Origin of the sequence: Rhizobium sp. SEMIA 4085 (assembly GCF_013004495.1) — a bacterium.
Lineage (GTDB): Bacteria > Pseudomonadota > Alphaproteobacteria > Rhizobiales > Rhizobiaceae > Rhizobium > Rhizobium gallicum.
Map to the genome: position 1 here is coordinate 1 of NZ_JABEPH010000366.1, position 5775 is coordinate 5775.

The 5775-nt window shown below is 55.8% G+C and carries 4 protein-coding genes and 3 pseudogenes; 5 read left to right on the forward strand and 2 right to left on the reverse strand.

Translation table 11 applies throughout. From position 1 onward, the window contains the following. Positions 1–243: 243 nt before the first annotated feature. On the reverse strand, positions 244–936 hold the full coding sequence (locus C9413_RS26500; RefSeq protein ID WP_040116255.1) for a helix-turn-helix domain-containing protein: 693 nt from the start codon (positions 934–936) through the stop codon (positions 244–246). Between the two features lie 165 nt (positions 937–1101). Between C9413_RS26500 and C9413_RS26505 the strand changes: the two genes are divergently transcribed. From C9413_RS26505 to aac(6'), 3 genes and pseudogenes are all read left to right on the forward strand, one after another. After that, on the forward strand, positions 1102–2259 hold the full coding sequence (locus tag C9413_RS26505; protein WP_040116254.1) for an acyl-CoA dehydrogenase family protein: 1158 nt from the start codon (positions 1102–1104) through the stop codon (positions 2257–2259). A gap of 36 nt (positions 2260–2295) precedes the next feature. After that, a pseudogene (locus C9413_RS26510) lies at positions 2296–2463 on the forward strand (DUF3427 domain-containing protein); the annotation flags it as partial. Positions 2464–2547: 84 nt separating this feature from the next. Next, a pseudogene (aac(6'), locus tag C9413_RS26515) lies at positions 2548–2984 on the forward strand (aminoglycoside 6'-N-acetyltransferase). 955 nt (positions 2985–3939) lie between these two features. Here the strand turns inward: aac(6') and C9413_RS26520 are convergent. Next, positions 3940–4719, reverse strand: a complete 780-nt coding sequence (locus tag C9413_RS26520; protein ID WP_052451889.1) for a thermonuclease family protein — start codon at positions 4717–4719, stop codon at positions 3940–3942. A gap of 191 nt (positions 4720–4910) precedes the next feature. Between C9413_RS26520 and C9413_RS26525 the strand changes: the two are divergent. Together C9413_RS26525 and C9413_RS26530 are read left to right on the forward strand one after the other, a co-directional pair. Then, positions 4911–5054: pseudogene (locus C9413_RS26525) on the forward strand (SOS response-associated peptidase); the annotation flags it as partial. A gap of 192 nt (positions 5055–5246) precedes the next feature. Further along, positions 5247–5711 (forward strand): GNAT family N-acetyltransferase, encoded by a 465-nt coding sequence (locus C9413_RS26530; protein ID WP_052451887.1) that lies wholly within the window; start codon positions 5247–5249, stop codon positions 5709–5711. Positions 5712–5775 lie beyond the last annotated feature (64 nt).

The following is a 5775-nucleotide window of genomic DNA, read 5'->3' on the forward strand; positions in this document are numbered from 1 at the left end:
TGCACCTGGAACACCGACTTAGCAATGTCGAGTCCAATCGTGGTAATCTCTTCCATGGATGGCTCCTCCCATGCGGTTCCTGAACAACACCGCAAATATGGCACATCGCGATGCCGGCGGAGGAGCCATCCACAGCATCAAGAGCGGGCATCGGCTTCTGCAGGAGTGCGTGCCCATTTTCCGGCTGGGTGACGGGTCTTCGTTGCTCGGTTGTATCCGTCAGAACCTCTCGCCTTCGATAGTTTAAGCCCTCATCCGGGGAGTTTTGGCGAACACACTAAGACCGAGCCATTCCTGCATGTCGCGCGCGAGCGCCCTGTCCCCTTCAAGTTTCAGCGTTTCTGCATCGGTTTCCTGACGTATGGTCGTGAGGCCCATCCAAATTGCGGTCATCGAACGGAGCGACCCTTCAACGAGAAGGTCTACATCATAGCCCGGATCGAAGTTACAGAGATCGACTTTTCCGTTTTCGACCACAAGCCACCAGCTCTTTTGCGCGGCCGAAAGCTCCGGGTACAGAAACTGTATCGTACAACGGCGGGGCGGAAGTCTTCTTGTGTCGAGGCTCCGCCGCATGTCCCACATGAGCAGAGAAGGGTCGAGATTCTTCAAGGAAAGTCGCGATTCCATCCACCGTTGAGCCCAATTTCCAAGACCTATGATCAGAGGTCTCAATTCTTCGCCCGCTGCCGTGAGCTCGTATTCGGACATACCGTTCGCACTCCTTGTCACCGTGATGACGCCCGATAGTTCCAGTTCTTTCAGTCGTTTTGACAAGAGTGCCGGGGACATTTTTGGTAACCCGCGGCGCAACTCATTAAAGCGCGTCGATCCGCAAAGGAACTCGCGAACGACCAAGGTCGTCCAACGCGAGCAGAGGATTTCCGAGGCCATTGATACTGGACAGAATTGCCCATAGCCGTCACGCTCTACCATAAGGACCTCCACCGCGCTGGATCAGGCACGATATTGCAAAACAACCGGTCCGCCAAATGCTCCTTGCCTGGCCATGCGGAGGCGGCGTTCAGTACAGTTCGTGTACTAGCCGCAATTGTGAAACGAGCGCAGAGTCTCAATCCTCACGAGATAGGAGACATTGATATGCTCGGGCTTACAGAACCAAAACGGAACCTTGACGGCGGTCGGACCATTGTCGAACTAACCAATTCGGTCCTGCCCACCATTGCGCAACGTGCCGCATCGATCGACGAGAGCGATACTTTCGTCGGCGAGAATTACGCGCTGCTAAAGGAATCTGGCCTCGTTCGGGCAGGCGTTCCAATCGAGTTGGGCGGACTGGGCGCGGAAGTGCCCGAACTTTCTGAGATGCTCAAATCCATTGCTCGTGCATGTGGGTCGACCGCGCTTGCCTTTTCTATGCATACCCATCAGGTCGCCATTCCCGCCTGGCGCTGGCGGCATCAAAAGGTGGCGGCGGTGGAGCCGCTCCTGAGACGTGTTGCATCGGAGCAAATCATATTGCTCTCGAGCGGTGGATCGGACTGGATCGGCGGATCGGGCAACGCCATGAAAGTTGATGGCGGATACCGGATCACCGCGCGTAAACGCTTCACTTCCGGCGCTGCGGCAGGAAACATCCTGATGACCGGTGCTGTTTATGAAGAACAGGACGGCGCGCGCTCCGTCATTCATTTCGGCGTTCCGATGGCATCGCCAGAGGTTTCGATAGAGGATACGTGGCGAACACTTGGAATGAGGGGAACCGGGTCAAACGATATCATCATCGAAAACCTCTTCGTGCCGGATGCGAGTGTCGCATTTTCCAGAAGTGCGGGACAATGGCATCCCGTATTTCAAGTCATCGGCATGATTGCGTTTCCTCTGATCTACGCGGTCTATCTTGGCGTCGCCGAGAGCGCCCGCGACATCGCAGTCAAGATGGTCCGAAGCAAGGCCAATAGCGACCATCTGATCGAGTTGGTCGGGCGCATGGAAACCTCTCTGAGGGCCGCACAGATCGCGCATCGCTGGATGTTGGAGGTGGTTGCTCGAAACGAACCGTCCGCGGAAACCGTCAACGAGGTTATGATCGGCCGTTCCTTGGTCGCCCGGCACGCTATCGAAGTCACGGAGCTTGCAATGGAGGTCGCAGGTGGCGCGGCATTCTATCGAGAGAACGGGCTGGAGCGCTGCTTCCGTGACATACAGGGCGCGCGCTATCATCCGATGCAGCCCGGAGCCCAGGCGCATTACGCGGGTTCATTCGCACTCGGACTTCCCACGGAGAACATTTTCTAGCTCCTGGCGCAACGACGAACTCCGCGGAATCATAGGATAGGTGGGCTCTTATGTTCGGCCACAGAATTCTCCTGGCAAAGCCAGAACAGGACCAAGCAAAAATCCAAGCATGGCGAGATGATTAGGGACAATCAAGCGCTGGGTCTTCACATCCACTTGCTCGTCCGCAAGACGAAGAAGATCGGACCCAAGCCGGCACCGTTCATCTATTGTGGCGTGGACGTTGCAAAAGTCAGGAAAACAAGTGTCGCTTTAATCGGGAATTTCTCGACAAAAGAGAACCACAATATGGAATCGATTATCGAGATTGGGGAGTCGTGGGCGGAGCTTCGCGTTGCGCTGTGGCCGCATCACTCGCTCGAAGATCATCGAGCTGAGTTGTGCCGGGCGTTTCTTTCAGAAAGTGGAGAAGCCGTCGCGTTCATCGCTCGAAATGCTGCGAATGAAGCTGTCGGGTTTGCTGAGGCCACTTTGCGACATGATTATGTGAATGGATGCAGCAGCTCGCCGTTCTATTCCTCGAAGGAATTTATGTCCGGCCCGTTGACAGGCGAAAAGGTATCGCGCGATTGCTTCGCAATGCCGGTGCCGATTGGGGGAAGTCGCTTGGGTGTGTTGAGTTTGGCTCTGACGCGCTGCTTGAGAATTCAGCCAGCCATGCGCTCCATACCGCTTTAGGATTTGAGGAGACAAAGCGCGTCGTGTTCTTCCGAAAGCCACTGTAGGCCGGTGTTGCCCCTTCCACGAGGATGGTTCGCCGCACAAATCCTGCAGACCGTCTGAAAACCCCGTCGGGGATTCCTCACGTTAGACTGCCGTGGTAGCTTTTGCCATGGCGCATCTTTCAGGAACAGACCGCTCCCAATTGCTGCTTCTGCGGCGGCTGGGAAACGTCCGCGGGGAGTTCAGCCTGACGGCGCTCGCCTACAACTCAGGAGAGCCATCTCCATCGTCGGTGTGCCGGGCCTGATGGCCGCGTTGCGGACATAAAACGCCCCATTTTGCGTTGTTCTCGACCCAAAATAAGCGCCACTATGCCCATGAACGCCACCATCGCACCCGAAAACGGAAAAGCTGGAAAATTGGACAAAACGCCGCCGTCCACGCCGAAAATCAACTACTTTCCATCACTCGAAGAGTTCTCGGACGGTCTGCCGGGCTTTTGCGACACTCCGGTTTTTCTGAAAGCGTTCGGGGGGCCGCGCCGCAAAACTCTGTCGCAAAAGTTGGAGTTTCGCGGCGGATTTTTGCGACGGCCAAATCCAGACGTCCTCGACTCGGCTATGAAAAGACGCTTGACGCCGACACGCCGATTAGAGAAGCGCCGTTGGCCCGCCTCCTTCGTCGTTACCAGGCGGTACGGGCAGTACCCAGCGCGAACGTAAGCATGGAAGATACATGAGCGACGTGGGTTTTCACCGATACGGCACAGTTCCCTGGACAGCTAAGTTTGTGCTGTGCCAGGTGTTTTAGCAGTTCCTCGACATTGCGCTTCTCGGTAAGCGGGAATGTAAAGGTCATCCAAGGCCCTCCAAACAGCAGACTTCGCCAGCCATTTAAGATCGGAATTCATTCGCACTGCAACAAGAATGTTTAAACAAAATCATTAAAATCGATTAGGATTTGAATTCAAGATTTTAAAATCGATTTAAGAACTCATGGACCTGAGAAGCGACCAACTCAGCCGCACCACGGTCGCGGCGTCGGCGGGCATCTGGTTCCGCTGCACACGAACGGCACGGCCAGACCCTCGCCAATCATGATACTGCCGACATCCTGCCCGCCTGCATAAAGAACAGCACAGGAGCGACCATAGTTGCATCTGTCAGTTCCTTCGCTCCCTGGCGTGCACGCGCAAGGAACCCTATTGAGTTTGACCGGCCCGGCTGCCACCAATTCCTTGAGCCGAGCCGTTGCGCGGTCTCCGAGTTCCCTTTCTGGTGTACAGCGCGGACTGAAAACCTCGGGCGCGTTGTAGCCGACGAGCCGGGTGCCGTTCATCTCGCCTTCGACATGGATCGTATCGCCATCGGTGACCGTGAACCTCGATGACGCAAATTCGTTCTCGGCCGATGACGGCACCACGCTTACCGCATCGAACTTGCCGCCGGTGACAAACTGGAAGCACGCAATGACAGCCAGAACCACCAACGCGACCAGGAACCTCTTTTCGCTCCAACTCAGGCGGTACGAATGCCGCCTGGTAAATCTCGGTCGACGGTAGCTGGGCGATCGGCGATGACTAGACGGTGACTTCCGTGGCTGAAATTGGACGACGTTGGAGCGATTTCCGAGGACCTCGAAGACCTTTCTCCACTGCTTGTCGGTGAGAGTGAACCTGTCGCCACTGCGATCAATGCGAGCCAGGATGTCGGTGAGGAACTTTCGCTGCCAGCCATTCAGATCATGGCGATGCAATGCGACCTCGATATCCCTTCTGAGGTTGTTGGCTGTTTCCATTTGAGCACCCGATACCGTTTGCCGGACTTTAGAGCGCAAACAGCTAAGGGATGCTTTCAGCGGCAACTTGGTGCCGGAGGTAGGACGCCATGCGCTGCCATGAATGGAGTCGACGCCTGATCCGATTGGTGCCTTGAATGTTGAACCCGATATCCGAGGCTCGATACCGAAAAGAGGGAGACGACTACCGCATGTGTGATCTCTATCGCATGGACGATCGCGACTGGGTCAACAAATGGGCACAGGATGTCGAGAGCCTGATCAACCTGATGCCCGCATATCAGATCAATCCGGATCAATGGGCACCCGTCATCCGAAATACATCCGCCGGCCGCAATGGTGCTGGCTCTGCCTCGGCTGGGGTTGCACTGGCTTTGATCCGCGAGGATGCCTCGTCCGCTTGGGACCGACTGCGGAAGCTTGGCCTTGGCCGGATTGCGCCAAAAGTGGTCTCCCGAGTATGGCGACAAATTCACGTGTCTGTTACATCGGCCACATAGGCGGAAATGGCTGAATGGAGATACGAAATGCCTGTATTAGAAGTGAAGCTCGACCCTAACGAAGGTGACCGCGAGGCAATCCTAAATCCCCTGCTTGCCTTTAATGATTCGAAGGCTGGACAGGATGGTTACAAGCCGCTTGCAATTTTACTGCGCGATGATGAGGGCGGAATCCAAGGCGGCCTATGGGCGAAATGCTATTATGACTGGCTGTTCGTCGAGCTGCTTTTCGTGCCCGAAGTTATGAGGGGCCAGCAACTGGGGGCGAAGCTTCTGGCTCAGGCGGAGCAATGGGCCGAAGAACAAAGCTGCGTCGGGATTTGGCTTGACACATTTAGCTTTCAGGCTCCGGGCTTCTATCAAAAGCAAGGATACTCTGTGTTCGGAACGCTGGAACGATATCCCCCGATACACACCAGAGAATATTTTTGCGAAAGTTGCTTTAGCCTTGTACGCAAAGTCCGCTTTGGGCCGAGTAGCGACGAACCGTGATATCTTGGGGCCGGCCCATCGCGGGCGACGAGGTGGGAGGTGCGGCGGAGACTTGGTCATGGAA